General features: G+C 72.1%; 24 protein-coding genes and 4 tRNA genes. 8 read left to right on the plus strand and 20 right to left on the minus strand.

Going from position 1 to position 26,335, the window contains the following annotated elements; genetic code table 11:
• Window positions 1–4 precede the first annotated feature (4 nt).
• The 4 genes from ACI2L3_RS30245 (at window position 5) to ACI2L3_RS30260 (ending at window position 392) form a co-directional block, all read left to right on the plus strand.
• Window positions 5–78: transfer RNA gene (locus tag ACI2L3_RS30245), tRNA-Cys, on the plus strand.
• Between the two features lies 1 nt (window position 79).
• Window positions 80–151, plus strand: a tRNA-Val gene (locus ACI2L3_RS30250).
• Between the two features lie 49 nt (window positions 152–200).
• Window positions 201–272 (plus strand) — tRNA-Val (locus tag ACI2L3_RS30255).
• Window positions 273–317: 45 nt separating this feature from the next.
• Window positions 318–392, plus strand: a tRNA-Val gene (locus tag ACI2L3_RS30260).
• A 59-nt stretch (window positions 393–451) separates the two neighbouring features.
• On the opposite strand, the gene ACI2L3_RS30265 is transcribed toward ACI2L3_RS30260, so the two are convergent.
• The 4 genes from ACI2L3_RS30265 to ACI2L3_RS30280 all read right to left on the minus strand — a co-directional run bounded on the left by ACI2L3_RS30265 (window position 452) and on the right by ACI2L3_RS30280 (window position 3,208).
• Window positions 452–766, minus strand: coding sequence for a zf-TFIIB domain-containing protein (locus ACI2L3_RS30265; RefSeq protein WP_404755553.1), 315 nt, complete (start codon window positions 764–766; stop codon window positions 452–454).
• 69 nt (window positions 767–835) lie between these two features.
• On the minus strand, window positions 836–1,792 hold the full coding sequence (locus ACI2L3_RS30270; protein WP_404755554.1) for an aminoglycoside phosphotransferase family protein: 957 nt from the start codon (window positions 1,790–1,792) through the stop codon (window positions 836–838).
• A 735-nt stretch (window positions 1,793–2,527) separates the two neighbouring features.
• Entirely contained in the window at window positions 2,528–2,731 is a 204-nt protein-coding gene (locus tag ACI2L3_RS30275; RefSeq protein WP_055569527.1) for a hypothetical protein, read from the minus strand.
• A 210-nt stretch (window positions 2,732–2,941) separates the two neighbouring features.
• Window positions 2,942–3,208 (minus strand): hypothetical protein, encoded by a 267-nt coding sequence (locus ACI2L3_RS30280; RefSeq protein WP_404755555.1) that lies wholly within the window; start codon window positions 3,206–3,208, stop codon window positions 2,942–2,944.
• 196 nt (window positions 3,209–3,404) lie between these two features.
• Here ACI2L3_RS30280 and ACI2L3_RS30285 point away from each other — a divergent pair, with 196 nt between their 5' ends.
• Entirely contained in the window at window positions 3,405–4,751 is a 1,347-nt protein-coding gene (locus ACI2L3_RS30285; protein ID WP_404755600.1) for a protein kinase, read from the plus strand.
• Window positions 4,752–4,765: 14 nt separating this feature from the next.
• On the opposite strand, the gene ACI2L3_RS30290 is transcribed toward ACI2L3_RS30285, so the two are convergent.
• The 10 genes from ACI2L3_RS30290 to ACI2L3_RS30335 all read right to left on the minus strand — a co-directional run bounded on the left by ACI2L3_RS30290 (window position 4,766) and on the right by ACI2L3_RS30335 (window position 18,121).
• Window positions 4,766–5,584 carry a TrmH family RNA methyltransferase gene (locus tag ACI2L3_RS30290; RefSeq protein ID WP_404755556.1) on the minus strand — a complete coding sequence of 273 codons (819 nt, stop codon included), beginning with the start codon at window positions 5,582–5,584 and terminating at the stop codon, window positions 4,766–4,768.
• Between the two features lie 88 nt (window positions 5,585–5,672).
• The gene (cobA, locus tag ACI2L3_RS30295) at window positions 5,673–6,905 is read right to left on the minus strand and encodes a uroporphyrinogen-III C-methyltransferase (RefSeq protein WP_404755557.1); all 1,233 of its coding nucleotides are present in this window, start codon (window positions 6,903–6,905) and stop codon (window positions 5,673–5,675) included.
• A gap of 171 nt (window positions 6,906–7,076) precedes the next feature.
• Window positions 7,077–10,973: a nicotinate-nucleotide--dimethylbenzimidazole phosphoribosyltransferase gene (gene cobT / locus ACI2L3_RS30300; RefSeq protein WP_404755558.1), complete on the minus strand. Its 3,897-nt coding sequence runs from the start codon at window positions 10,971–10,973 to the stop codon at window positions 7,077–7,079.
• Between the two features lie 355 nt (window positions 10,974–11,328).
• Window positions 11,329–12,537 (minus strand): precorrin-6y C5,15-methyltransferase (decarboxylating) subunit CbiE, encoded by a 1,209-nt coding sequence (gene cbiE / locus ACI2L3_RS30305; RefSeq protein WP_404755559.1) that lies wholly within the window; start codon window positions 12,535–12,537, stop codon window positions 11,329–11,331.
• 106 nt (window positions 12,538–12,643) lie between these two features.
• Window positions 12,644–13,324: a GNAT family N-acetyltransferase gene (locus ACI2L3_RS30310; RefSeq protein WP_404755560.1), complete on the minus strand. Its 681-nt coding sequence runs from the start codon at window positions 13,322–13,324 to the stop codon at window positions 12,644–12,646.
• 153 nt (window positions 13,325–13,477) lie between these two features.
• Complete coding sequence (locus ACI2L3_RS30315) at window positions 13,478–14,296, minus strand: MetQ/NlpA family ABC transporter substrate-binding protein (protein ID WP_404755561.1); 819 nt, start codon at window positions 14,294–14,296, stop codon at window positions 13,478–13,480.
• Window positions 14,297–14,298: 2 nt separating this feature from the next.
• Window positions 14,299–15,132 (minus strand): MetQ/NlpA family ABC transporter substrate-binding protein, encoded by an 834-nt coding sequence (locus tag ACI2L3_RS30320; protein WP_404755562.1) that lies wholly within the window; start codon window positions 15,130–15,132, stop codon window positions 14,299–14,301.
• 86 nt (window positions 15,133–15,218) lie between these two features.
• Window positions 15,219–15,965: a methionine ABC transporter permease gene (locus ACI2L3_RS30325; protein WP_404755563.1), complete on the minus strand. Its 747-nt coding sequence runs from the start codon at window positions 15,963–15,965 to the stop codon at window positions 15,219–15,221.
• Window positions 15,962–17,020, minus strand: a complete 1,059-nt coding sequence (locus ACI2L3_RS30330; RefSeq protein WP_404755564.1) for a methionine ABC transporter ATP-binding protein — start codon at window positions 17,018–17,020, stop codon at window positions 15,962–15,964. Before ACI2L3_RS30330 ends, ACI2L3_RS30325 begins: the two co-directional genes overlap by 4 nt.
• Window positions 17,021–17,473: 453 nt before the next feature.
• Window positions 17,474–18,121, minus strand: a complete 648-nt coding sequence (locus ACI2L3_RS30335) for an HAD family hydrolase (RefSeq protein WP_404755565.1) — start codon at window positions 18,119–18,121, stop codon at window positions 17,474–17,476.
• Window positions 18,122–18,213: 92 nt separating this feature from the next.
• On the opposite strand from ACI2L3_RS30335, the gene ACI2L3_RS30340 reads away from it, so the two are divergent.
• A complete protein-coding gene (locus ACI2L3_RS30340) occupies window positions 18,214–18,573 on the plus strand; it encodes a hypothetical protein (protein ID WP_404755566.1) in 360 nt (119 codons plus the stop codon).
• Between the two features lie 46 nt (window positions 18,574–18,619).
• Complete coding sequence (locus tag ACI2L3_RS30345) at window positions 18,620–19,066, plus strand: hypothetical protein (RefSeq protein WP_404755601.1); 447 nt, start codon at window positions 18,620–18,622, stop codon at window positions 19,064–19,066.
• Between the two features lie 145 nt (window positions 19,067–19,211).
• On the opposite strand, the gene ACI2L3_RS30350 is transcribed toward ACI2L3_RS30345, so the two are convergent.
• From ACI2L3_RS30350 to ACI2L3_RS30360, 3 genes are all read right to left on the minus strand, one after another.
• Complete coding sequence (locus tag ACI2L3_RS30350; RefSeq protein WP_404755567.1) at window positions 19,212–19,724, minus strand: GNAT family N-acetyltransferase; 513 nt, start codon at window positions 19,722–19,724, stop codon at window positions 19,212–19,214.
• A gap of 37 nt (window positions 19,725–19,761) precedes the next feature.
• Window positions 19,762–20,289: an RNA polymerase sigma factor gene (locus tag ACI2L3_RS30355; RefSeq protein ID WP_404755568.1), complete on the minus strand. Its 528-nt coding sequence runs from the start codon at window positions 20,287–20,289 to the stop codon at window positions 19,762–19,764.
• Window positions 20,290–20,363: 74 nt separating this feature from the next.
• The gene (locus tag ACI2L3_RS30360) at window positions 20,364–21,557 is read right to left on the minus strand and encodes a glycerophosphodiester phosphodiesterase (RefSeq protein WP_404755569.1); all 1,194 of its coding nucleotides are present in this window, start codon (window positions 21,555–21,557) and stop codon (window positions 20,364–20,366) included.
• 436 nt (window positions 21,558–21,993) lie between these two features.
• On the opposite strand from ACI2L3_RS30360, the gene ACI2L3_RS30365 reads away from it, so the two are divergent.
• A complete protein-coding gene (locus tag ACI2L3_RS30365) occupies window positions 21,994–22,614 on the plus strand; it encodes a lysophospholipid acyltransferase family protein (protein ID WP_365358127.1) in 621 nt (206 codons plus the stop codon).
• A gap of 580 nt (window positions 22,615–23,194) precedes the next feature.
• Here ACI2L3_RS30365 and ACI2L3_RS30370 read toward each other — a convergent pair.
• Genes ACI2L3_RS30370 through ACI2L3_RS30380 form a run of 3 tightly spaced genes read right to left on the minus strand, consistent with a single transcriptional unit; the run spans window position 23,195 to window position 26,324 of the window.
• A complete protein-coding gene (locus ACI2L3_RS30370) occupies window positions 23,195–24,745 on the minus strand; it encodes an MFS transporter (RefSeq protein WP_404755570.1) in 1,551 nt (516 codons plus the stop codon).
• Window positions 24,742–25,293 carry a TetR/AcrR family transcriptional regulator gene (locus ACI2L3_RS30375; protein ID WP_404755571.1) on the minus strand — a complete coding sequence of 184 codons (552 nt, stop codon included), beginning with the start codon at window positions 25,291–25,293 and terminating at the stop codon, window positions 24,742–24,744. The genes ACI2L3_RS30370 and ACI2L3_RS30375 overlap by 4 nt, the downstream gene beginning before the upstream one ends.
• Window positions 25,294–25,349: 56 nt before the next feature.
• Window positions 25,350–26,324: an aldo/keto reductase gene (locus tag ACI2L3_RS30380; protein ID WP_404755572.1), complete on the minus strand. Its 975-nt coding sequence runs from the start codon at window positions 26,322–26,324 to the stop codon at window positions 25,350–25,352.
• Window positions 26,325–26,335 lie beyond the last annotated feature (11 nt).

Here is a 26,335-nt window from a genome sequence, read left to right on the forward strand (position 1 = left end):
TCCTGGTGGAGTGGCCGAGAGGCGAGGCAACGGCCTGCAAAGCCGTCTACACGGGTTCAAATCCCGTCTCCACCTCCAAGGACGATTAGCTCAGCGGGAGAGCGCTTCCCTGACACGGAAGAGGTCACTGGTTCAATCCCAGTATCGTCCACTGGATCTTGGTGAAGGCCGATGAGGATCGGTTTCATGGAGATCGTCCCGCGCGATTAGCTCAGCGGGAGAGCGCTTCCCTGACACGGAAGAGGTCACTGGTTCAATCCCAGTATCGCGCACGCAGTACGCAGCACACGCTGCACGCAGCACACGCAGGTTGACCCGCGCGATTAGCTCAGCGGGAGAGCGCTTCCCTGACACGGAAGAGGTCACTGGTTCAATCCCAGTATCGCGCACCACACAGAAGCCCCCGGTCGTCTCCACGACCGGGGGCTTCGTCGTTCACTTCGTCGTTCGTTCAGGACGAGAAGAGCATGTGCCCGAAGCTCTTGTGACGCTTGTGGCCGTAGTGGTCACCGTGGCCGTGGTGACCGCCGTGACCGCCGTGCGGGGCGCCCCAGGCCGGGGCCGGGGCGGCGGGGTAGGCCTGAGGAGCGGCCGGCGGCGCGGGCGGCGGCGGGACCTGCTGGCCGCCCCACTGGGACTCCAGCCGCGTCAGCGACTCCAGCTCCCCGTAGTCCAGGAATATGCCTCGGCAGTTGTTGCACTGCTCGATCTGGACGCCATTTCGGTTGTACGTGTGCATCGGTGCATGGCACTTGGGGCACTGCATGGACGGCTCAACTCCTCGCCGGTGGTGACTGCTTCGCCGGAAGACTGCCCGGCTTCGGTGCGTTGCACCCTACTTCGTCGGGTCCGGGGTCAACTCCGGCGGGCTCGCGGCCACTCCGGCCATCCGGGCACAGGCGTCCACCAGGGCCTGCTCCACCTCGTCCAGTGGCCGGCCGGCGGCGACCGACTTGGCGATCGCCAGGGCGGCGGTCTGCACGGTCAGGGCGCGGGCCGGGACGTCCAGGGCGGGCCAGGGGTCGGACCCGTCCACGGGAACCGCTCTGCCTCCGGCGCTCCTGTAGGCGTCCAGAAAGCGGGTCCACTCCCCCGGAGCGAGCAGGCCGCACGCGTACCAGGCGGCGGGGCGCGCCAGGTCCCAGGCGGGGTCGCCACCGCCGAGGTCGTCCACGTCGATGAGCCGCCAGCGCCCGTCTGCGGCGCGTACGAGCTGGCCCAGGTGGAAGTCGCCGTGACACAGGTGCGGGGTGCCGGGTGCGGGGGCCTCGGCGCGGGCCCAGGTCGGCAGGCCCGCCCAGGCGCGCAGGACCGGGGGCGCCGCGGGGTGCGGCCCCGCGGCGCGGAGCCGCTCGACGGCCCGCGCCGCCTTGACCGGGCCGCGCATCGGCGGCAGCGGGTGCGGCAGCCCGGTCACGGGCGTGGCGTGCAGGCGCGCGAGGAGGGTGGCGGCGGCCTCCCAGGGGGCGGCGTCGGGGTCGTCGCGGTCGACCGGGGTGCCGTACGGCCAGAAGGTGACGAGCCGCCCGTGCAGCCCGGTCGCGGTGGCCCGCGCCGGAGCGAGCAGGGCGTCGGGGAGACGGGCGGCCACGTCCAGACGTACGGCCAACTCGGCAACGTCCGTGCCGGGGGCATGGGCCTTCGCGACGAGCTCCCCGTGCCGGACGACCGTGGCATCCACCCGGTCCGCGAGAACCGCGTCCCCACCCCCACAGACACAGGCCCCACTGGGCCGGGGGTGGGCGGCGGCGCGGGCTTTTGCGGCGAGGGCACTGAGAATCGCGGGGGTCACGGGCTTCCGTAGGTCGATGTGTTCGTCGCCGAAGCGTACGGCTCCCCTTCGGGGGGCTTTGACGCCGCGTGGGTGTCCCGGGGGCCGGGGGCCCTGTGGGTGGGGGCTTTGCGCCGTGGGGGTGGTCGGGTGTCTGGCTCCCCTTCGGGGGGTGCTGCGCCGTCTGGGTGCCCGGGGGGGCGGAGGGACCTGCGGGGGCTTCTGCGCCGCGGTGCCCGGGGGGCGAGGGGCCCGCGTGCCCGGGGGGGCCGAGGGGCCCTGCGGGGGCCTCTGCCTCGTATGGGTGATCGGGGGTGTGGGGGTGTCTTGGATGGGCTCCTTCCGGCTGGGGGTCGAGGGCCGGGGCCCTGCGGCCCGGAAGGCAGGTGCCTAGGCTCCGTGGCCCATAGCCAGGGGGCCTGACGCCGGGCTCTTTCCGGCTGGGGGCCGGAAACCCGGAGCGATGCGGCCCAGGAAGCAGACGCCTGGGCACCCCGTGGCCCAGGGACAGGGGACCAGGCGCCCGGAGGCGCCGCGTTGGCCGGGGCAGAACGCCCGTAGGTCGAGGGGCGCCCGTCGTGCGGAACGTGGGCGGCCGGCTCGCCACCCCCGCGCCGGGCCCCGCCCCAGGCATGGCAATGCCCGCGCAGCTCCCCAGCTGCGCGGGCATTTTGCCGTCCGCCGCACCCCCGTCCCCACGGGGTTTCAAGGCCGGATGTCCCCGCCCGGACCGCTCTTCCGGGCCCGGGGCGCCGCTCAGCGCCCCAGCATCACGCCTACGGACGACGCTTGTGTGACCACTGCTTCCCAGCCGCCGAAGACGACCACGAGCAGGGCTGCCAGGGGGAGGACCATGGCCGTCGCCACCAAGGGATGGCGCGTGCCGGACGGGCGTACGCCGAACGCGGAGAACCTGCGCCCTTGCGTGCGGATCATGGTCCGCGGTGCCGTGTCCGCCATGATTCCTCTCCTGACCGCTTCGATGTGGATTTGGAGCGGCGAGTGTCTGACCTCGGGGGACGAGTGCTACACCCGCCGCTTGACCTCAAATTTAGGCGCGCGGGGAGCCCCGGGCGTCATGCCCTCGTACCGATTGCCGGGCCTCCCGGAGGATGAGCGGTCCAGGTGCGCGTACTCCCGTGGGTGGAGACGGGGTCCTACGACGGGGCCCTAGGACTCAGGGTCTTCCCTGAGGGGGCGGGCCGTGGCCTCGGAGGCGTCCTCCCTGGGGACGGGCTGTTCCACCAGGGCCAGGACCCGGCTCGCCATGAACCTCGCCGTACGCACGACGGAGCCGGTACGGGTGACTTCGCTCACTTCGACCACTCCCCTGCGCACCGCCGTCTCCACCCGCCGACCGGCCCTGCTCGCCACCACTTCGTACGTCCGAGTCGTGTCACCGGCATCCACGACTATCTCCACACGATCACCCTTCACGGGATCAATCCCCCTTCAGTGACGGTTGGTTGGAGCACGGGGTGCAGGCAACCGCCGCCCGGCCCCCGTCCCCTGACCACTCTTCAAGTTTCCCACCCGGCACTGACAATCGATCGCCCCGCGAGGGCGCGGCCTCTGCACGTGCCCGGCCGCGGAAACGTAAGCTGTGGCTCGTCAGACGGACCGGGTAGCGGGGATGGACATGGCGATGATGCGGCTCCGGCGCGAGGACCCGCGTGTCGTCGGCTCGTTCAGGCTGCACAGGCGCCTGGGCGCCGGCGGCATGGGGGTCGTCTATCTGGGGTCGGACCGGAGGGGGCAGCGCGTCGCCCTGAAGGTGATCCGGCCCGACCTGGCGGAGGATCAGGAGTTCCGGTCGCGGTTCGCGCGGGAAGTGTCGGCGGCCCGCCGCATCCGTGGCGGCTGTACCGCGCGGCTCGTCGCCGCCGATCTCGACGCCGACCGGCCGTGGTTCGCCACGCAGTACGTTCCCGGGCCCTCCCTGCACGACAAGGTCGCCGCCGAGGGACCGCTCTCCGCGGCCGACGTCGCGGTGGTCGGCTCGGCGCTCGCCGAAGGGCTCGTGGCGGTGCACGAGGCCGGGGTCGTGCACCGGGACCTCAAGCCGTCGAACATCCTGCTGTCCCCCAAGGGGCCGCGGATCATCGACTTCGGGATCGCGTGGGCCACCGGCGCCTCGACGCTGACGCATGTCGGGACCGCCGTAGGATCCCCCGGCTTCCTCGCGCCCGAACAGGTGCGCGGCGCGGCCGTCACCCCCGCCACCGACGTCTTCGCGCTCGGCGCCACGCTCGCCTACGCGGGCATGGCGGACTCCCCCTTCGGACACGGCAGTTCCGAGGTCATGCTCTACCGCGTGGTGCACGAGGAGGCGCAGCTGCACGGCGTGCCCGACGCGCTCGCGCCGCTCATCAGGGCCTGCCTCGCCAAGGACCCGGAGGAGCGGCCCAGCACGCTCCAACTGTCGCTGCGGCTGAAGGAGATCGCCGCCCGCGAGGCCCAGGGCATCGGCGACGCACGGCCGCCTGCCCCCCGTCAGGACCACGACCGGCCGACGGGCCGGCTCGCCGAGAGTTACGTGGACGAGCGCACCCAGCGGCGGCCCGCGCCGGGCGCCACTCCCCCGCCGCGCCCGGGTCCGGCACGGACCGGCTCGTCCCGCCCGGCCGCGCCGCGGTCCGGCTCCCGGCCCGCCGGGCCCCGCAACACCACCCGCTCCGGCGGCGGCAGACCCGCCCCGCGCAGCGGCACCGGACGGCAGGGCCCGCGCACCACGGGCACGGGCCGTCGGATGCCCGCCAACCCGCGGCTGCTGCGGCAGCGGCTCACCGTGTTCGTCATCGTGACGCTGCTGGTCGCGCTCGGCATCGCGGCGGCCCAGGGGTGCCAGGGGCCCGCGCGGAGCCTCGGCGACACGGACGTACACCCGCAGCAGACACAGACACAGACACAGACATACACGCAGACGCAGACGCAGACATACCGTCCGCAGGCCGGGCCGGGGTCCGGCGTCCGGAGCTGAGCGCGCCCGCCTCGTCAGAGCTGCGGGCGGCCCGTCGCCACCGCGTAGAACGCGACCGCCGCCGCCGCTCCCACGTTGAGCGAGTCCACGCCGTGGGCCATCGGGATGCGCACCCATTCGTCGGCGGCGACCAGCGCCTGGGTGGAGAGTCCTTCGCCCTCCGCGCCGAGCATCAGCGCGACGCGGTCCATGCGGTGGGGTGCCGCCTCGTCCAGCGACTTGGCCTTCTCGTCGGGGGTGAGGGCGAGGAGGTTGAAGCCCGCCTCACGCACGCCTTCCAGGCCCTTGGGCCAGGACTCCAGACGGGCGTACGGGACCGAGAAGACGGCGCCCATCGAGACCTTGACCGAGCGTCGGTAGAGCGGGTCCGCACAGTCCGGGGAGAGCAGGACGGCGTCCATGCCGAGCGCCGCCGCCGAGCGGAAGATGGCGCCGATGTTGGTGTGGTCGTTGACCGCCTCCATGATGACCACGCGGCGGGTGGTCGCGAGCAGTTCGTCGGCCGTGGGCAGCGGTTTGCGCTGCATGGAGGCGAGGGCTCCGCGGTGCACGTGGTAGCCGGTGACCCGCTCGGCGAGGTCGGGGCTGACCGCGTACACCGGCGCGGGGAGTTCGTCGATGACGTCGCGCATGACGTCGACCCACTTGGCCGAGAGCAGCATCGAACGCATCTCGTAACCGGCGTCCTTGGCCCGTCTGATGACCTTCTCGCCCTCCGCGATGAACAGGCCCTCTGCCGGTTCGCGCCTGCGGCGCAGCTCGACGTCGGTCAGGCCTGTGTAGTCGCGCAGGCGCGGGTCGTCGGGGTCGTCGACGGTGATGAGATCAGCCACAGGGTGATACTGCCTTGTCCTGGGTGTGGTGCCAACGGCTGCGGACGGGTTCCGTTACCGCTGGTTACTTGAGGGTGGGTGCGGGGTGCTACGGGAGGGGCTCGGGGCCGACCTTCACGACGTCGCCGATGACGATGACCGCGGGGGGCTTCACCTCGTGGGTGCGGACCGCGTCGGCGACCGTGCCGAGTGTCGCGTCGACGCGGCGCTGGGCGGCCGTCGTGCCCTCCTGGATCAGGGCGAGCGGGGTGTCGGCGGCCTTGCCGTGGGCGATCAGGGCCTCGGCGATCCTGCCGATCTTGTCGACGCCCATGAGGATCACGAGGGTGCCACGCAGCTTGGCCAGGGACTGCCAGTCGACCAGGGAGCGCTCGTCGTCCGGGGCCACGTGGCCGCTGACCACCGTGAACTCGTGGGCGACGCCGCGGTGGGTGACCGGGATGCCGGCGGCCGAGGGGACGGAGATCGAGCTGGAGATGCCGGGTACGACGGTGCAGGTGATGCCCGCCTCGGCGAGCGCCTGGAGCTCCTCCATGCCGCGGCCGTAGACGTAGGGGTCGCCGCCCTTGAGGCGGACGACGGCCTTGCCCTGCTTGGCGTGCTCGATCAGGGCGTTGTTGATCGCCTCCTGGGCCATGAAACGGCCGTACGGGATCTTCGCGGCGTCGATGATCTCGACGTGCGGCGGCAGCTCGTCGAGGAGGTCGCGGGGGCCGAGGCGGTCGGCGATGACGACGTCCGCGGCGGCGAGCAGGCGGCGGCCGCGGACGGTGATCAGGTCGGGGTCGCCGGGGCCGCCGCCGACCAGGGCGACGCCGGGGGTCCTGGTGCGCAGGTGCGGGGCGACGAGGCTGCCGTCGCGCAGGCCCTCGACGACGGCGTCGCGGATGGCGGCAGTGCGGCGCGGGTCGCGGTCCTGGACGTCGCTGGAGAGGACCGCGACGGTGACGCCCTCGGAGCGGCCGGTGGCCGGGGTCCAGGCGGTGGCCGCCTCCGCGTCGTCGGAGCGCACGCACCAGACGCGGTGCCGCTCGGCCTCGGCGGAGGCACTGGTGTTCGCCTCGGCGTCGCTGGTGGCGATCAGGGCGTACCAGGCGTCGCGGAGGTCGCCGTCCTCGTAGCGGCGGCGCTCCCACGTGAGCTCGCCCGCGTCGGCCATCGCCTCCACCGAGGGCGTCGCCGACGGGGATACGAGGACGATGTCGGCGCCTGCCTTGATCAGCGCCGGGAGGCGGCGCTGGGCCACCTGGCCGCCGCCGAGGACGACGACGCGGCGTCCCGCGAGGCGGAGACCTACGGGGTAGGCGGGGTTTTCGGCCATGGCTCTGGGGCTCCTCGTGCGGGCGGAGTCTTCGTGGTGCGCTACCGCTGCTGCGCTGGAGCGGCTGCTTGACGTGCGGGTTCAGTATGGCTTGGGGCGGGGCCGGGGGTCTCCCCCAGCCCCGCCCCGATACCGAAAACGGGGGCTTCGCCCCTAGGACCTGCCCGGCGGCTACTTCTCGGTGACGCCGGCCGAGTCGAACGTGGCCACCTCGTGCATCGCGCGGGCCGCGCTCTGCACGACCGGCAGCGCGAGGAGCGCGCCCGTGCCCTCGCCGAGGCGGAGGTCCAGGTCGACCAGGGGGCGCAGGCCCAGCTTGTTGAGCGCGGCGACATGGCCGGGCTCAGCGCTGCGGTGGCCCGCGATGCAGGCCGCGAGGACCTCGGGGGCGATGGCGCGGGCGACCAGGGCCGCCGCGCCGGCGCTCACGCCGTCCAGGATGACGGGCGTACGCAGCGAAGCGCCGCCCAGCAGGAGGCCCACCATGGCGGCGTGCTCCAGGCCGCCGACCGCCGCGAGGACGCCGACGGGGTCCGCCGGGTCGGGCCGGTGGAGGTCCAGGGCGCGGCGGACCACCTCGACCTTGCGGGAGTGCATCTCGTCGTTGATGCCCGTGCCGCGTCCTGTGACCTCCGCGGGGTCCGTGTCCGTGTAGACGGAGATCAGGGCCGCGGACGCGGTCGTGTTCGCGATGCCCATCTCGCCGGTGAGGAGCGCCTTGTTGCCGGCGGCCACCAGGTCGCGGGCCGTCTCGATGCCGACCTCGATGGCCGCCTTGACCTCTTCGCGGGTCAGGGCGGGGCCGGTCGTCATGTCGGCCGTGCCCGCACGGACCTTGCGCGGGAGCAGGCCCGGGGTGGCCGGGAGCTCGCTCGCCACGCCCACGTCGATGACGCAGACCTCGGCGCCCACCTGGTTGGCGAAGGCGTTGCAGACCGCGCCGCCGCCGAGGAAGTTGGCGACCATCTGCGCGGTCACCTCCTGGGGCCAGGCGGTGACGCCCTGCGCGTGCACGCCGTGGTCGCCCGCGAAGATCGCGACGGCCGCGGGCTCCGGGATCGGCGGCGGGCACATCCGGGACAGGCCCGAGAGCTGCGCGGAGATGATCTCCAGCATGCCGAGCGCGCCCGGCGGCTTGGTCATCCGCTTCTGCCGTTCCCACGCCTCGCCGAGCGCCTTGGCGTCCAGCGGGCGGATGTTGGCCACGGTCTCGGCGAGCAGGTCGTGCGGGTCCTCGCCGGGCAGGGCGCGGCGGCCGTACGTCTCCTCGTGGACGACCCAGGAGAGCGGGCGGCGCTTGGACCAGCCTGCCTGCATCAGCTCGGGCTCGTCCGGGAACTCGTCGACGTAACCCACGCAGAGGTACGCGACGACTTCGAGGTGCTCGGGCAGGCCGAGGGCGCGGACCATCTCGCGCTCGTCGAAGAAGCTGACCCAGCCGACGCCGAGGCCCTCGGCGCGGGCGGCGAGCCAGAGGTTCTCGACGGCGAGCGCGGAGGAATACGGGGCCATCTGCGGCTGGGTGTGCCGGCCGAGGGTGTGCCGGCCGCCGCGGGTGGGGTCGGCGGTGACCACGATGTTCACCGGGGTGTCGAGGATGGCCTCGATCTTCAGTTCCTTGAACTGCTTCGCGCGGCCCTTGGGCAGCGACTTGGCGTACGCGTCGCGCTGGCGCGCGGCCAGTTCGTGCATGCTGCGCCGGGTCTCGGCGGACTTGATGACGACGAAGTCCCAGGGCTGGGAGTGGCCCACGGAGGGCGCCGTGTGGGCCGCCTCCAGAACGCGCAGCAGCACCTCGTGCGGGATCGGGTCCGAACGGAAGCCGTTGCGGATGTCGCGGCGCTCGCGCATGACGCGCAGGACGGCCTCGCGCTCGGCGTCGGCGTAGCCGGGAGCGGCGGTGCCGGGCGACATCACGGGCTCGGCCGGGTCGGCGGGCTCCTCGGCCACGACGGCCAGGGGCTCCGGTGTCTCTGCGGCCGCGGCCTCTGCCACGACCAGCGGCTCCGGAGCCGGGGCGACGTGCGTCTCGGCCGCTTCGGGGCCCGCGGGGGCCTCCTGCGCGGCGAGGGGCGCGAGGGCCTCGGGGGCCTCGACCGCCTCGGGCACGGGGGCGGGTGCGGGTGCTTCAGGCGCTTCGGCCATCTCGGGTGCTTCGGCCACTTCGGTCACTTCGTTCGCTTCGATCGGTTCGAACGAGATGACTTCGTCGGCCTCGTCCAACTCGTCGGCCGGGTCGGCCGTCTCGGGCGCGGCCGGGAACTCGGTCGGAGCCGCCGCAGAGGAGACAATACGGGGCACAGTGGGGGCGGGCGGGACCTGGGGGGTCTGCACGGGCTCGGCGACGGTCTCGGCCACGGGCTCAGCCGCGGGCTCGGCCGGCGCCTCGTCCGTCATGTCCTCGCCGCTCTGCTGAACGGCGGCTTCCGGTTCGGCGGCCGGTGCGGCGGTGGACAGCGGCGTGGGCTCGGCGCCGTCACGCGGGCCGGGCACGGTGACGACGGGCTGCTGCGGCTGCGGCTGCGGCTGTGACTCTGGCTGCGGCTGTGGCTGCGCTGCTTCGGGTCTCCCCTCGGCGACCGCCGGATCTTCGGTGACTACTGGTTCTGCGGCGGCTACCGGCTCTGCGGTGGCTACCGGCTCTTCAGCGGCCGTCGTCTCCTCAGGCGCCGCGGGCTCCGTGACCTCTATGGGCGGTACGGGCGGTACGACGACGGGGGCGCCGTTCGCCGGGTCCGCGGGGGCCTCCGGAGCGGTGGCCTCCGCCGGGACGACGAAGGGGTGCGGCGGCGTCGGGGCCAGATGGGGCGTGGTCGGGACCGTGCCTTCGACGGGCACGAACTGGCCGATGGGCGCGGGCTCCTGCGGAGCGTACGGCGCCTGCTGCGGCTGCGGCTCGGGGTTTTGCGGTTCCGGCGCGGCGTGCCGTGCCTCGGGGGCGAAACCGGACTGGTCGGCGTCGTCGGCGTGCGGGACCTGCGCGCCGTCCCACGGCTGGGCGGAGGCGACGGCGAACGTCGACTGGCCGACGGCGGCGGGCACGGCCTGCGCGAACGCGGGCTGCCCCTCCATCGGGAACTGCTGCCCCTCCGCCGGGAACTGCTGTTCCTCCACCGGGAACTGCTGCTGCGCCACGGGGAACTGCTGTTCCTCCGCCGGGACCTGACCGAGGTCGGCGGCGTGCTGCGCCACGGGAACGGCCTGGTCCGCATCCGCACCCGCATCCGCACCCGCGTCCTCCGCCGCATCCGCGGCCTGCGGGAACGCGGAGGCTTCCGGAGCCGGAGCGGCCGCTACCGGTTGCGGCTGCGCCTCGGCGGGCAGCCCGAAGGGAACAGCGTCCGCCGGAACGTCTGAGGTCTCCGGGGCCTGCGCAGCCCCTGGGGCCTGCGCGACTTCCGGTGCTTGTTGGGCCTGTGGAGCCTGTGTGACCTGTGCGGCTTCTGGGACGACCGTTTCTGCTGACGGCGTCCACGGCGCGGCACCCTGCGGCTGCGCCTCACGCGGGATGTCGAGGTACTCGGGCCCGGTCGTCGGCGGTCCCGCGTGGCGTACGGGTGCCGGGTGCTGCTGCGGGGGCGTCGCGCCTGCCGGGCCCCGGTCGGCGAGCGAACGCACGGGGCTGCCCGTGCCGTCCGGTACGACCGGTCCTGCCGGGCCGTGGTGCAGCGGACGACGGGGAGAGCTCGGGTGGGACGCGGCGGGCATGCCGCCGGGCAGGCGGACGCCGGTCAGGTCGACCGAACCGCTGTCCCGGCCGGAGGTCTCGTGCGGCCCCGGCTGATGGGCGGCGTGCGCGGCCCCGACGTGCCCCGGTCCCGGACCCGCCGCCTGCCCCTCGCTCCACGCGCCCTGGGCGCCCGGCATCAGCAGCAGGTCGTCATCGTCGGCGGGAGCCTCGGAGGGGGCGGCGGGGCCGGCCGGGACGACCGCATCGGCGAAGGGACGCGCATCCTGAGCGGAAACGCCCGGCTGCTGTGCCTCCATGCCCTGCACGAGCCCGGAAGGTACACCGTTGCCTGCGCCCTCCGGCAGTCCCTCACCCGGGACCTGGCCGGTGTCGGTCATGCGTAACCCCTCGCCCATCGGTTAGTGCTTCTTCGACCGCCCCGCGGCCTTCGCCGGGGCGGCCCCATCGCCCGGAGCGGCGCACCGACCGCCCGTCATCCTCAACGAGCGTGCGCGCCCCGCGGCACGAACCGCGCGCCGGACAACAGGCATTGTCCCTGTCGGTCCGCCACCGTGGCAGCTTGATCGGCCACGGCCCGCTGTGGACTGCGCCACGTTGCGCGTCCTCCGGTCATGCCGTACCACACACCCCCCAAAATCGGGCGAGCTTTCCGGACATCGACCAACGAACTGCAGGGTGTCCGGGTGCAGTACAACAATCGGCCAGCCTACCCCGCGCTCTGTGTCGGCGGAGTCACGGGGAGCGGTCGGGCAGCCGCCCCGAGAGCAGGAACGCCACGGTCCGCTTCTCCTCGCGCCAGGCCCGTGTGTCGAGCTCCACGGACTGCAGGAGGGCGCATTCGACGGCGTACCCGTGCTCGCTCAGGTCCCTGCCGATGAGTTCGGCCGCGTCGCGTGTCGCGGCGTGCGTCACGATGCGCTCCGGGCGGCGGTCGGCGACCGCCGAGACGACCGTGACTCCCCCGCCCCCGACGCGTACGACATCGGGTTCCGGCAGGTCCTCGAGGATGTGCGGGGCGACGCCGTGCACCAGCTGCGCCTGCACGCCGAAGCGGCGGACGGCCGCCGTGGTGCGGCCGAGGGCGTCGGGGTCGCGGTCGACGGCGATCACGGCGGCGCCGAAGCGCGCGGCCTCCGCGGTGAAGGCGCCGCTGCCGGAGCCGATGTCCCAGACGAGGTCCCCCATGCGCGGCCCCAGACGCGCGAGTTGAGCGGCCCGCAGCCGGTCGTTCTCGCCCTCGCCGAGCCAGATGTCGCCGCCGTACTCCGCGGCGGGCAGCGCCCAGCCGCGCGGGCCCGGCTCGCGCCCCATGATCCAGCCGGTGTCGGCGGCCGCGGCGGCGCCGCCGATGACGATGACGACGTTCGGGTCGCGCCAGCTGTGGTCGGCGGCCTTGTCGGAGGTGACGACGGAGACCTGCTCGCGCTCGGTGCCGAGCTCCTCGCAGATCACGAAGGTGCGGTGGACGCCCTGGAGCAGCAGGCCGAGCTCGGCGGGGCCCGCGCCGGGCGAGGTGAGGACGGCGACCTTGGGGTGGGCGCGGCAGACGTTGACGGCGCGGCGCAGGGTGCGGCGGTGGGCGACGACGACCTCGGCGTCGTCCCACGGCATGCCCGCGCGGGCGAAGGCCTGGGCGACGGAGGAGACGGCGGGCACCACTTCGACTTCGAGGCCGAATTCCGGGGCGCGCAGGGTGCGTACGACACCGAAGAAGCCGGGGTCCCCGTCGGCGAGGACGACGGCGGTGCCGCGGTGGCCGGCGATGCGGCGGGCGGCGAGGGCGACGCTGCCGAGGCGGATCCGTTCGGCGCGGGCGGGGACCTCGTCGAGCGCCAGGTGGTGGGCGGCGCCCGCCACGAGTGTCGCCGCGCCGAGCGCGGAGCGCGCCGCCGCGGTCAGCGGCGTGCCGTCCCAGCCGATCACCGTGACCCGGTCGGCCATCTTGGTCTGTCTCCTGGGTTCTCGCGGGTCGTCAGTGCGGGGCGGCGGCTGCGGAGGGAGCAGCCGGGCACGGGGCCATGGGCGAGCGTACCTGCTGGAATCGGGTTCAGTTCCAGTCGGAGAAGGCCGAGAAGCCGCTGTCGGCGAGGCTCTCGGAGACGCCTTCGAGGTCTTCGGGGAGGAGGCTCCAGACGATGAGGTCGGTGCGGACCTGCAGCCAGCCGCCGAAGGGGTCGCCGCCGTTGCGTGTGCGCGCTATCCAGGCGCCGCGCAGGACGCCCTCGCTGATGCAGCCGATCTTCTGCGCGACCTGCTGTGCGGCGGTGTTGTCGGCGGCGGTGCGCAGCTCGATGCGTTCGAACTTCTGGTCGTGGAACAGCCATTGGGCGGTGGCGAGTGCCGCCTCCGAGGCGTAGCCCTCGCCGCGGGCCCAGGGGGCGACGACGTAGTTCAGTTCGGTGGAGCGCACGCGCCAGTCGGTGCACTTGAGTTGGACGATGCCGACGAGACGCTGGGTGAGGAATTCGGTGACGGCCAGGACGATGCCGCGGGCCTCGGCGCGCTCGGCGGGGGCGAGCCGGGTGATCCAGTCGTGGGCGTCGGCCTCGGTGAAGGGCTGGGGCACGGAGGTCCAGGCGGTGACCTGCTCGTCGTTCATCATCTCCGCGTACGCGGGGACGTCGGCCTCTTCGAGGGGGCGCAGCACCAGCCGCTCCGTGCTGATGGAGACGTCGGGGAACCCGGCCGGGCCCGACGTGCCCGATGTGCCCGAGGAGGCTGTAGTCATGCGCCGCTCCGTAACCTTCATAGACCTGAAGGACCTTCACCTTTCGGCCTTCTGAAGTGCCCAGCATGCAGCATGCGCGGGCGCAGACGCACCACGGGGTCCTCTCCCGGTGTGGAGGAGGACCCCGTGGGTGGCACGCGCGCGTGAGGCCGTTCAGCGCGCCTCGACGGGCAGGACGGACCCCTTGTACTTGTCCTCGATGAACTTCTTCACCTCGGGTGAGGTGAGGAGTCTGGCGAGCTTCTTCACCCGCGGGTCGTCCTCGTCGCCCTTCCTGACGGCGAGGACGTTGTTGTAGGGGTTGCTCTTCGGGGACTCGAGGACGATGGCGTCCTTCTTGGGGCTGAGCTTCGCGTCGAGCGCGTAGTTGTTGTTGATGACCGCCGCGTCGAGGTCGTCGAGGGAGCGCGGCAGCTGCGCCGGTTCGAGTGGCTTGACGGTGAGCTTCTTCGGGTTGGACGTGATGTCCTCGGGTGTCGCGGTGCCGCCGACGCCCTTCTTGAGCCCGATGAGGCCCTCGGAGGCGAGCAGTTGGAGCGCCCGGCCCTCGTTGGTCGTGTCGTTCGGGACGCCCACGGTCGCTCCGGCGGGGAGCTTCGCGATGTCCTTGATCTTCCTCGCGTACACGCCCATCGGAGGCAGGTACACCTCGGTGACCGGTACCAGGTCCGCGTTCTTCGACTTGTTGAAGTTCTCGAGGTACGGGGTGTGCTGGTACAGGTTGGCGTCGAGGGAGCCCTCCTGGAGCGCGGTGTTCGGCGTGACGTAGTCCGTGAACTCGGTGATCCGGAGGTCGAGGCCCTCCTTCTTCGCGAGGTTCCGCTCGATGTACGCGAGGACCTCGCCGGCCGGCGTCGGGGTGGCGCCGACCACGAGTTCACCGTCGTTCCCTGCGGTGTCCGCGCCGCACGCGGTGAGGCCCAGCGCGAGGGTCAGGGTCCCCGCCGCGGCGGCGATGGCGGACGTACGCACGGTCAGAACGCCGCGACGACGGCGCCGTCGTACTTGTCGTCGATGAACTTCTTGACCTCGGGCGAGGTGAGGAGCTTGGCGAGCTTCTTCACGCGCGGGTCGTTCTCGTCGCCCTTCTTCACGGCGAGGAAGTTGCCGTAGGGGTTGCCCTTGGCGGGCTCGGCGACGATGGCGTCCTTGGCGGGGCTGAGCGCGGGCTTGGCCTCCAGCGCGTAGTTGCCGTTGATCACCGCGGCGTCGACGTCGTCCAGGGTGCGGGGGACCGCGGGGGCCTCGAGCTCCTTGAACTTGATGTTCTTGGGGTTCTTGGCGACGTCCTTGGGGGTGGCCTCGTAGCCCACGCCCTTCTTGAGCTCGATGACGCCGTTGTCCTCGAGGAGCTTGAGCGCGCGGGCCTCGTTGGTGGTGTCGTTCGGAATGGCGACGGTGGCGCCGTTCTTCAGTTCACCGAGCTTCTTGACCTTCTTCGAGTAGACGCCGAGCGGCTCCAGGTGAACCGTGGCTCCCGGGACGGGCACGATGTCGGTGCCGCGCTTCTTGTTGAAGTCGTCCAGGTACGGCTTGTGCTGGAAGTAGTTGGCGAAGACCTCGCCCTGTTCCACGGCGGTGTTCGGCGTGATGTAGTCGGTGAATTCCTTCACCTCGAGGTCGAGTCCTGCCTTCTTGGCGAGGTTCTTCTGGACGTAGTCCAGGATCTCGCCCTGCGGCGTCGGGGTCGCGGCGACGACGAGCGGGCCGTCCTTGTCGGAGCCCTTGTCGGCGCCGCAGCCGGAGAGCCCGAGCGTGAGGGCTCCGGCGGCGAGGACAGCGGTGGTGATCTTGGCGGTGTTACGCACGAAAAGTGCCTTTCTCCATGGGTGGTGCAGCCCCGCGGTGGTGCGCGGGGAAGTCTGCGGTGGCGCCCGGCGGCCGGTTTTCCCGGTCAGCCGGTCTTCGTGGTCGACTCGGCGGTGACGGCGGAGGGCACCGCGCCCCGCAGCGGCCGGAAGAGCGTCAGCCGGCCGGAGCCGCCGCCGCGCTTGTGCAGCCTGCGGGCCGCGTAGTCGCCGGCGAACTGGATGATCGAGATGACCACGGCGAGGATCGCCACGGTGATCCACATCAGCTCGGTCTCGAAGCGCTGGTAGCCGTAGCGCAGGGCGAGGTCGCCGAGGCCGCCGCCGCCGACCGTGCCCGCCATCGCGGAGTAGCCGATGAGCGCGACGATCGTGGTGGTGGCGCCGGAGATCAGCGAGGGCAGCGACTCCGGGACGAGGACCTTGCGCACGACGGTCCAGGTGGAGCCGCCCATCGACTGCACGGCCTCGACGAGCCCGCCGTCGACCTCACGGATGGAGGTCTCCACCAGGCGTGCGAAGAACGGGATGGCGCCGATGGCCAGCGGCACGAGGGCGGCCTCGCGGCCGATCGTGGTGCCGGTGATCCAGCGGGTGAAGCCCATCAGGGCGACCATCAGGATGATGAAGGGCATCGAGCGCGCGATGTTCACGACCTGCCCGATCACCTTGTTGAGGAGGGCGTTCTGCAGCAGCCCCCCGCGCTCGGTGAGGACGAGCAGGACGCCGAGCGGCAGTCCGGCGACGACGGCTATCAGCGTCGACCAGCCCACCATGTAGAGGGTGTCCCAACAGGCCTGCTCCAGCAGGGGCTGCATCTCCGACCAGGTCACTTGGCACCTTCCTTGACCAGCAGCGTCTCGCCCTTCGGCGTGGACACGGCGTCTTCGCCCGCGATGTCGACCTGGAGGCCCTGCTCGCGCAGGAAGCCGATCGGGACAACGTTCTCCTCGAAGCGGCCGGGCAGCTCGATGCGCATACGGCCGACCTGCCTGCCCGCGACGGTGTCCATCGCGGCACCGAGGATCGAGATGTCGATGTTGTACGTGCGCGACAGCTGGGAGATGACCGGCCGGGTCGCGGCCTCGCCGTGGAAGGTCACGTCGACGACGGTGCGGTCGTCGCCCGTGGCGTCGCCGCTGACCGGGAAGAGTGCGGCGGCGAGCTCGGAGCCGGGCGTCGCGAGGAGCTCACTGACGGTGCCGGACTCGATGATCTGCCCGCGCTCCATGAGGGCGGCGGAGTCGCAGACGCTCTTGACGACGTCCATCTCGTGCGTGATGAGCAGGACGGTCAGGCCGAGCTGCTGGTTGAGGTCGCGCAGCAGCTGGAGGATGGAGCGGGTGGTCTCCGGGTCGAGGGCGCTGGTCGCCTCGTCGGAGAGCAGCACCTTCGGGTCGCCGGCCAGGGCGCGGGCGATGCCGACGCGCTGCTTCTGGCCGCCGGAGAGCTGCGCGGGGTAGGACTTCGCCTTGTCGGCGAGGCCGACCAGGTCGAGCAGTTCGAGCGCCTTGCGGGAGCGCTCGGCGCCGCTGAGTCCGAGGATCTCCAGGGGCAGCTCGACGTTGTCCTGCACGGTCCGGGAGGACAGCAGGTTGAAGTGCTGGAAGACCATGCCGATGCGGCTGCGGGCCCGGCGCAGTTCCTTGCCCGCGCGCGGACCGCGTCCCGCCAGGGCGGTGAGGTCCTGGCCGGCGACGGTCACGGTGCCGGAGGTGGGGCGCTCCAGGAGGTTGACGCAGCGGATCAGGGAGGACTTGCCGGCGCCGGACTGGCCGATGACGCCGTACACCTCGCCCTCGCGGACGTGCAGGTCGACTCCGTCGAGGGCGGTTACTTCACGACCGCGTGAGCGGTAGACCTTGGTGAGGCCGGAAGTGGTGATCACAGGGGTTTCCGTCACTGTCGAGTGCGCGGCGCGGGATTCGCCGGGCACGGGGCATTCGTTCGGAACGCGGCACGGTTCTCGCGGTGGTGGTGCGGGGGAACCGGAGGACGTGTGCGCGGGGCCGGCTCGCCTCCTACGTCGACTTGTCGACTCCATGAAGTTCATCGAGATGGAGTTCATGGAGTATGTCGATCAATCGAGTATGTCGATCAGGAGTGCGGCACAGCGGCTTCGCTTCGGGGCGCGAGGCTCAGAGGTGGTGCGGGGGCCCTCAGAAGGCGCACATTCGACACATACAACGAGCACCGGGCGTCGTGATCGCCTCGGTCGCAAGGGTGCGGCTGCTCGTCGTGGTCATGGGCCCAAGTAAAACACGCGTGAGCTCGGCGTCCACCACTGCTGTCCGCATTGCGGACAGCAGTGGGACGGCGCCGGACGTCCTGTCCGAACGATTCAGCTCGCGGCCACGATCTCCACGCCCCCCGCCGTGGCCTGCGCGGACACGGCGGAGAGGTCCTTGACGACCACGTCGGCGGAGAGCTCGGAGGCGTCGTGCGTTGTGGCCAACGCCACGGTCGTCATGCCCGCGGCCCGGCCCGCCTGGAGTCCGGCGGGCGCGTCCTCGAAGACGACGCAGCGCGCGGGGTCGGCGCCGAGCTTCTCGGCCGCGAGGAGGAAGGGCTCCGGGTCGGGCTTGCCGCGCGTGATGTCGTCGGCGGCTATGACGAGGCCGGGGCGGATGCCGACCTCGGCGAGCCGGGCCTCGGCGAGGACACGGGTCGCGGAGGTCACCACGGCCCAGCGGTCCATCGGCAGCGAGTCCAGGAGCTCACGCGTGCCGGGCAGCAGCACGACACCGCCCGCGACGTCGGAGACCTCCAGCTCCTCGATGCGGGCGACGGCCTCGGCGACCTTCTCCGGCGGCAGCAGGTCGGCGGCGATGTCGGCGGCGGGACGCCCGTGCAGCTCGACCCGGGCGAATTCCTCGGCGGTGATCCCATACTCCCGCGCCCACCGCGTCCAGCAGCGGTACACCGACTCCATGGAGGAGATGAGGGTGCCGTCGTTGTCGAACAGGAGCGCGTCAGCATGGATCTTCATAATCACCGAGCCTACGGGGCGCTCCCCCGGGCGGTGCAGGGGGCCGAGGGCCGCGCGCGGTGGGCCGGAGGGCCCGTAATAAAGTCACGAGCATGCTTGTTGCCCTGACGATCGCGACCTCCGTGGCCGCGCTCGCGCTCGCCGCCTGGTGCGGTTTCGCCGCGTACCGCGACCAGCCGACCAAGGACTGGCACTTCATCGGCATGGGTGTGGTGACCCTGCTGGCCGCCGTCCAGCTGGTCGCCGGCATCGTCCAGCTCGCCCGCGGCGAGCAGGCGGATCAGGGCACGGTGATCTTCGTGGCGTATCTGATCGGCGCCTTCGCGTGCGTCCCCGCCGCGGCCTTCATGTCCCTCGCCGAGCGCAGCCGCTGGGGTTCCGTGACGGTCGCCGCGGGCGGCGTGGTGCTCGCGGTCCTCGAAGTACGGCTCTACGACATCTGGGGAGGCTGAGGTGACGGTGACGGAAGAGAACGAGCCCCGCGACACCCGGAACGACATCCGGGACGAGACCCCGAACGACCCCCGGAACGACACCCGAAACGACACCCGCCAGAAGCGGATCACCGGCCCGGGCATCCTGCTGGTGTGGCTGTACGGCGTGATGGTCGTCGGCGCCGTGTCCCGCTCGGCGGTGCAGATCTCCACGGACTTCGGCAAGGCCCCCCTCGCGTACTCACTCTCCGCGCTCGCGGGCCTCGTCTACGGCTTCATCACGTACTCGCTGGTGCGGGGCGGGGCCGCGGCCCGCACGGCGGCGCTGGTGTGCTGCGCCGCCGAGCTCGTCGGCGTACTCGGCGTGGGCACCTGGACGCTGGTGGAACCGTCCGCCTTCCCCGACTCCACGGTGTGGTCGGACTTCGGGATGGGCTACCTCTTCATCCCGGTGCTTCTGCCGGTGACGGCGATCTTCTGGTTGCTGAAGGCGCGGCGGGCGGGGCGCTGAGCAGGTAGGGCCGCGCATAGCGGCCCTACGCCGCGCGTGGCGGCAGCGATTCGAGGCGGCGCACACATGCCACCGGCCGGCGCGCACACCCCCTTGTTCGAGGGTGTTCGTGCCGGCCGGCCGATGGCGTGGGGCAGTGGCGTCGCTAGGCGCTCGCTACGTACGCGCGTGTGTCGGCGTCCTTGGCGAGGGTGACGACGGTGAGGCGGTCGTTGATTCGCTGGGTCTTCACGGGGGCGTAGCCGTGCTTGCGGTAGAGCTGGAGGTTCTGTTCGCTGCGGTGGCCGGTGAAGAGCTGGAAGCACTTCGCGGTGCCGCCCTCGCCGAGCCGCTGCTCGATCGCGTCGAGGAGCCGGCCGCCGAGGCCGTGCCGCTGCATCCTGGGGTGGACGATGAGCTTGCCGATCCGCGCCGTGCCGTCGGTGTCGACCGTGCCACGCACGGAGGCCACCACCTCGCCGCCGAGCCGGGCCACCAGGACGGTGCCCGCAGCCAGTTCCGCCCTGATGGAGTCGAGGGACTGGGTCAGGGGTTCGATCGAGTAGTCGCCGTAGAGCTCGGCCTCGCTCTGGTAGCAGAGGTACTGCAGTTTGAGGATCTGTTCGGCGGCGTCCTGGTCGTCGGCCGCCGCCGCCGAGATGGTCACGCTCATGCCCATGTGTGCATGCCTCCCGCTCACCTGCTCCACCGGTTGTCTAACGCTCCATTCCCCACGGGGCTGGAGCCGCAACCTCCGCCGCCAGCATTCTGCGCAGGCATCCCAGGCATCGGGAACGTTCCGGCCCCAGACTCCCCTGTGACATTCCCAACTCTCCTGCGATTTCCCGGTAAGTGAGGTCCTTGGGGGACAACAGCGCGGCCATGAGGCGGGGGCAGCGGCCGGGCAGTCTGCGCACCGCGGCGTGCAGGGTGCGGTCCCGGTCGGCGGTCAGGGCGCGCTGTTCGGGCCCGCGCTCGGTGTCGTCGGCGGGTTCGGTCGCGTACGCCGCTTCCCGGCGGCTCGTGCGCCGGGTGCGGCGCGCCTCGGCCTGGACGGCGCCGCGCAGCCACAGCGCCGGGTCGGCGGGCGGCCCGTCGGACTCCAGGCGCTCCAACAGGCGCAGCCACACGGCCTGTTCGAGGTCGCCGGGGTCGGTGCCGGAGCCGAGCGCCGCCGCGGACGCCTCGGCGGCGAGCAGGGGGCCCAGGGTCGGGATGAGCGTGGGGATGAGGTCGTACGTCATGCACGGCGGGACGCGGCCGCTCCGGTGCCGGGTTTCCGGAGCGGCCGCCTCTCACCCCAACCGGGGCCTGAACCTCACCGGTTGACGAAGTCGGCGGCGGCGAGCAGGGCGGTGTCCGGGTTGTCGGAGAAGATGCCGTCGATGCCCGTCTCGAAGTAGGTCTTGAAGGCTCCGAAGGCGTCCCCGTAGGCGGCGGGGTCGGTGCCCTTCCTGAAGTTCGCGGGCAGGAAGGTGTTCTCGTTGCGCATCGTGTACGGGTGCAGGATCAGGTCCGCCGCGTGCGCGTCCTCGACGAGCGTGGTCGGCGTGCCGAGGCTGCCGTCGGCCTTCCTCGGGATGATCAGGTCGAGGGTCGGGCCGATGCCCTGCGCGAAGCGCGCCATCCACCGCAGCCCCTCGGGCTTGATCAGGTCGGCGACGGTGCGCGGGTCGCCCGCCTCGACGAAGTCCCAGGGGCGGGAGCTCGCGCCGGAGAGCAGCACGACGCGCGGCGCGGAGACCAGCTTGGCCAGGCGCTGGATGCTGCTGGGCTCGAAGGACTGCAGGAAGTTCGGCGAGTTCTTCTGGTGGCGGCCGTAGCGGCGCAGGAGCTTGGCGAGCGGCTCCTCCAGGCCGAGGCCCAGCTTGCGGAAGTACGTGGGGTGCTTGGTCTCGATGTGCAGCCAGACCGGGCGGCCGCGCTTGCGGCCCTCCTTCTCGGCCCACCGGAAGACCTCTTCGAGGGTGGGGACGTCCCAGCGGCCGTCGTAGAGCGTGTTGTGCTGACGGGTGCCGGGGATGCGCTCCTTGGCGCGCAGCGTCTTCAGCTCGGCGAGCGTGAAGTCCTCGGTGAACCAGCCGGTGAGCTTGGCGCCGTCGACGGACTTGGTGGTCTTGCGGGACGCGAACTCGGGGTGCGCGGCGACGTCCGTCGTCCCGGTGATGTCGTTCTCGTGACGGCACACGAGGTGGCCGTCCTTGGTGGGCACGACGTCCTGCTCGATGACGTGCGCGCCCATGTCGAGAGCCAGCTGATACGAGCCGAGTGTGTGCTCCGGCCGGTAGCCGCTGGCGCCCCGGTGGGCCACGACCGTCGGCACGGGAAGCGACTTGTATCCGCCATGTCCGCCGTGCTTGCCGCCGTGCCTGCCGCCGTCCCGCTCGTCGGCTCTCGCCACGCCGGGCAGTCCTACCGCGGCGGTGCCCGCGCCGAGGATCGCCGCCCCCAGTACCGCCCGACGCCCCCGGCTCGTCCCCGACTGCTGCTGACCCGACTCCTGCGTCGCCATTGGCGCTCCTCCCGATGTACCGCTGCCTTGCACCTGACAAAGCGGGACTGATCGTAGGTGGCCGCAAGTGACCTGTGGGAGACCCTGGAAGGAACGGCGGGGTGACGGGGTGTGGCGAGTGGGCGCACCATGGGGGTGGGTGGTGCGTGCCGCGCGGCCACCACGCAGAGCGAACGGCGTGCGTGACAAGAACCACTGATTCGGGCCACAGCGTCCCCGCCCGGATACGGTCGTCCCACACGTGACGACCCCGGGCGACACCGCACGAAATCAGGTCAACAGCGCGTATCGGGGGCAAGAACCCGATGTGCAAACGGCAGTGGCCCGCGAGTACCGTACTCACCTGCACTTACTCGTCGTCGACCCGTTGACACCGGAGGGCCTGTTGTCCCGTCTAGCGCTCATCAAGGCAGTGCTCGGACCGATCTTGCGCCTGATGTTCCGCCCACGGGTAGAAGGCGCCGAGAACATCCCGGGGACCGGGCCCGTCATCCTGGCCGGAAACCACCTGACGTTCATCGACTCGATGATCCTGCCGCTCGTGGCCAACCGGCCGGTGTTCTTCATCGGCAAGGACGAGTACGTCACCGGCAAGGGCCTCAAGGGCCGCCTCATGGCGTGGTTCTTCACGGGCGTCGGCATGATTCCCGTCGACCGTGACGGTGGCCGCGGGGGTGTCGCCGCGCTGATGACCGGTCGGCGCGTTCTCGACGACGGCAAGGTGTTCGGCATCTACCCCGAGGGCACGCGGTCTCCCGACGGGCGGCTGTACCGGGGCCGTACGGGCATCGCCCGCCTCACCCTGATGACCGGCGCGCCCGTCGTCCCCTTCGCGATGATCGGCACGGACAAGCTCCAGCCGGGCGGCAAGGGGCTGCCGCGGCCCGGCAAGGTCACGGTCCGCTTCGGCGAGGCGATGGAGTTCTCCCGCTACGACGGGATGGACCGCGACCGGTACGTTCTGCGGGCGGTGACGGACTCCGTGATGACGGAGGTCATGTTGCTGTCGGGGCAGGAGTATGTGGATATGTACGCGACTAAGGCGAAGGCGGCGTAGCCCTGCGGGGCTTGAGCGGTTCGTCTGTGCGCCCGCACCGGTGCCGAGGGTTTTTCCCCGGCGCGCCGGGGCGGGCGTTCTGCTTTTCCGTTGCCCGGCACCGGCGGGGCGACCTGTCCCTCGCCTGCGGCCCGGTGGGGGCTGGTCGCGCAGTTCCCCGCGCCCCTTAAAAGCCCACGCCCCCCGTCAGGGTTCGGGAGAGAGCCGTCCCCCACAGCGGACAACGGCGAACGCCCCCACCAGGGGCGCGAGGAACCGCGCGACCAGCCACACACAACCCGCAACAGACAACGCCGAGCAGGCCCCACCAGGGGGCGCGGGGAACTGCGCGATCAGCCCCCACCGGCCCGCAGCAAACGACGAACAGCCACCCCTTCAGGGGCGCGGGGAACTGCGCAACCAACCCCCACCGGCCCGCAACAGACGACGAACAGCCACTCCCTCAGGGGCGCGGGGAACTGCGCGAACGGCCACACTCAGCCCGCAGCAAGCGACGAGGACCAGCCACCCCAGGGGCGCGGGGAACTGCGCGCCCCGCCCCCACCGGCCCGCACGTAAGGAACCCGGCCCCGCGCAGCGGTCAGTGCTCGGTAAGGGCGGGGCCCTCTTCCAGTTTTTGGTCCTTCAGGAGGAACCAGGCCACCGCCGCCGTCGCAAGGAGAACCCCCGCCCCGACACCCGCCGCAAGCCGCAACCCGTCCACGAAGGCGGACTGCGCGGCGGAGAGGAGCACATCCGCCTGGGCGGACGGAAGCGCCGCCGAGGACTCCACCGCACCGCCCAGCGATTCGTGCGCGGCTGAGGCCACCTCGGGCGGCGTGCCGGGTGGGGCGGTGAAGTCGCGGTAGACACCGGTGACGATGGAGCCGAGCAGGGCGATGCCGAGCGCCGCGCCCAGTTCGTACGCCGTCTCGGAGACCGCGGAGGCCGCGCCGGCCTGCTCCTTGGGGACGCTGGAGAGGATGACGTCGGCGGTCACGGTGAACGAGAAGCCCGCGCCGATGCCGACGACGAGGAGCGACGCGCCGAGGAGGGGGTAGCCCGTGTGCTGGCTCAGCCCCGTGAGCGCGGCGAGCGAGAGGCCGACCGCCGCGAGGCCGCCGGCGACCACGATCCGTACCGAGAACCGCCGGGCCACCATGCCCGCGATGAGGCCCGCCCCTACCGCGCCCACCGCGGCGGGCAGTTCCGCGAGGCCCGCCTCGAACGGCCGCCTCCCCTGCACGAGTTGCAGGAACTGGGAGAGGAAGAAGACCAGGCCGGAGAGGCCGAGGACGGTCAGCAGGTCGGCGAGGACCGCCCCGGAGAACCCGCGGTTGCGGAACAGCCGCATGTCCAGGAGCGGCGCGGGAAGCGTGAGCTGGCGGCGTACGAACCAGAAGAGCGCGGCGACACCCACGACGGCGGCCGCCACGGCGTCCCAGCGCAGTCCGTGCGCGGCCGCCTCCTTGATGGCGTACACGACCGCGATCATGCCGATGAGGGACAGCGCGACACTGGTCAGGTCCCAGGGGCCCGGCGCCGGGTTCTTGGACTCGGGCAGGAACTTGATGCCGACGAGGACGAGCACGGCCATCACCGGCAGGTTGATGAGGAAGACCGAGCCCCACCAGAAGTGTTCGAGCAGGAAGCCGCCGACGACGGGCCCGACGGCCGCGCCCGCGGAGGCCATGGCGCCCCAGATGCCGACGGCGAGGCTGCGCTCGCGCGGGTCGTGGAAGATGTTCCGGATCAGCGCCAGCGTCGACGGCATCAGTGTCGCGCCCGCGACGCCGAGCAGCGCGCGGGCCAGGATCATCAGCTCGGGACTGGTGGCGTAGGAGTTGAGGACCGACACCGCGCCGAAGGCGACGGCTCCGGTGAGCAGCAGCTTCTTGCGGCCGATGCGGTCGCCGAGGCTGCCCATGGAGACGAGCAGGCCCGCGATGACGAAGGAGTAGACGTCACCGATCCAGAGCAGCTGGGTGCCGGACGGTTTCAGGTCCTCGCTGATGTACGGCGTCGCCAGGCCGAGCACGGTCGCGTCGACGGCGACCAGGAGTACGGCCAGGGCGAGGACGGCGAGGGCGAGCCAGCGGCCGGGGCTGCGCTCCGCCTCCGGTGCCGCTGTCGGCCGGTGGGTGCTGGTCATGATTCCACTCTCCGCTGTACGCCGCCGATCAGCAGCTCGGCGATCATGTACGAGAAGTCGTTGGCGGCCACCCGGCCGTCCTGCACGGCCCAGGCTCCGGAGCCGATGAGGCCGTACAGCGCCTCGGTCAGCCAGGCGGGGGTCAGGTCGATGCGGAACTCGCCGCTCTCCTGGCCGCGCCGGAAGAGCGCGGCGAGCCGGTCGTCGATGCGGGACCAGCCCTCGTGCTGCGCGTCGCCCTCGAAGAGCTGGTTCTCCGTGTAGAGGAAGGCGAGGAGCCCGGCGGCCGGTTCGATCTCCTTCACCAGGCGCCGCAGGGCGTCACCGGCGCTGCCTTCGCCGAGCGCGGCGCGGTCGAGGGCGGCCTCGCACTCCTGGAGGCCCAGCTCTTCCAGGGCGAGTACGAGCGCGTCGCGGCCGGCGAAGTGGCGGTGGAGGGTCGCCCTGCTGATGCCGGCTGCGCGGGCGACCTCGTCCATGGTGGCGGTGGCTTTGCGGGTGAGCAGGGCCGCGGCGGTGCGCAGGACCTGGTCGCGATCGACAGACATGAGACAACCATAAGCCTACTGAGACAGAGGCGTCTCAAGCGCCGTTCGGCGTGCCGTCAGTTCCAGGGCAGCCGCGCGCGGCCCTCCCAGTACGCGGCGGGGTCCTGGGTGAGTCCCACGAGCCGCTCCACCTGCCCGGCGTCGAGGTCGACGGCGGCGGCGTGCAGGTTGGAGACGAGCTGGACCGAGGTGGCCGCGCCGGACAGGACCACGCCCGCCCAGGGCTCGGCCAGCAGGACGGCCAGCGCCACCGCGTCGCAGCCGAGCCCCGTCTCCTCGGCGACCTCACGCAGCGCGGGTGGCGCGTACGGACCGGCGAGGCGGCCGTTGGCCAGGCCTTCCTTGACGAGCACGGTGAGCCCCGCGTCGTGCGCCTCGGCGAGCGCGGGCCCCGCGGAGGTCTCCAGGATGTTGTACGTCGCCTGGACGGTCCGGAAGAGCGGCTCCCCGTCGACGGTCACGGCGAGGGCGGCCCGGATCGCCGCCGCCTGTTCGGGGCCGCTCACCGAGAGGCCGACCGTGACGCCTTCGGCCGCGAGCCCGGCGAGGCGGGCGTGCAGTTCCTTGTCGGTGAGCGCCGGGCTCTCCGGTGTCACGGAGTGGATCTGGTAGAGGTCGAGCCGGTCGCCGAGGAGTTCGGCGGTCTCGGCGCGCTGGCGGTCGTACGCCGCCACGCTGTGGTCCTTGACCTCGTGCGGGCCCTCGACCTCGGTGCGCCAGCCGGCCGTGTACGTGTAGCCCCACTTGCTGCCGACGACGACGTCGCGGATGTCGGGCCTGGCGCGCAGCCAGTCGCCGAGGAACTCCTCGGAGCGGCCGTACGACCGCGCGACGTCGAGGTAGCGGACGCCCGAGGCGTACGCCGCGTCGAGGAGTTCGAAGGTGCGTTCGCGCAGCGCCTCGACGCTGCGGGACGGCGGCAGGTCGGTGTCGCGGCCGAGGGTGATGTAGCCGGGCCTGCCGACGGCGGCGAGGCCGAGCCCCAGGTGCGCGGTCGGGGACGTGGCTTCGGCCAGCCGGGCGAAGGGCATCGCGGGCTCCT

This window comes from Streptomyces sp. NPDC029674 (genome assembly GCF_044903205.1).
Classification (GTDB): domain Bacteria; phylum Actinomycetota; class Actinomycetes; order Streptomycetales; family Streptomycetaceae; genus Streptomyces.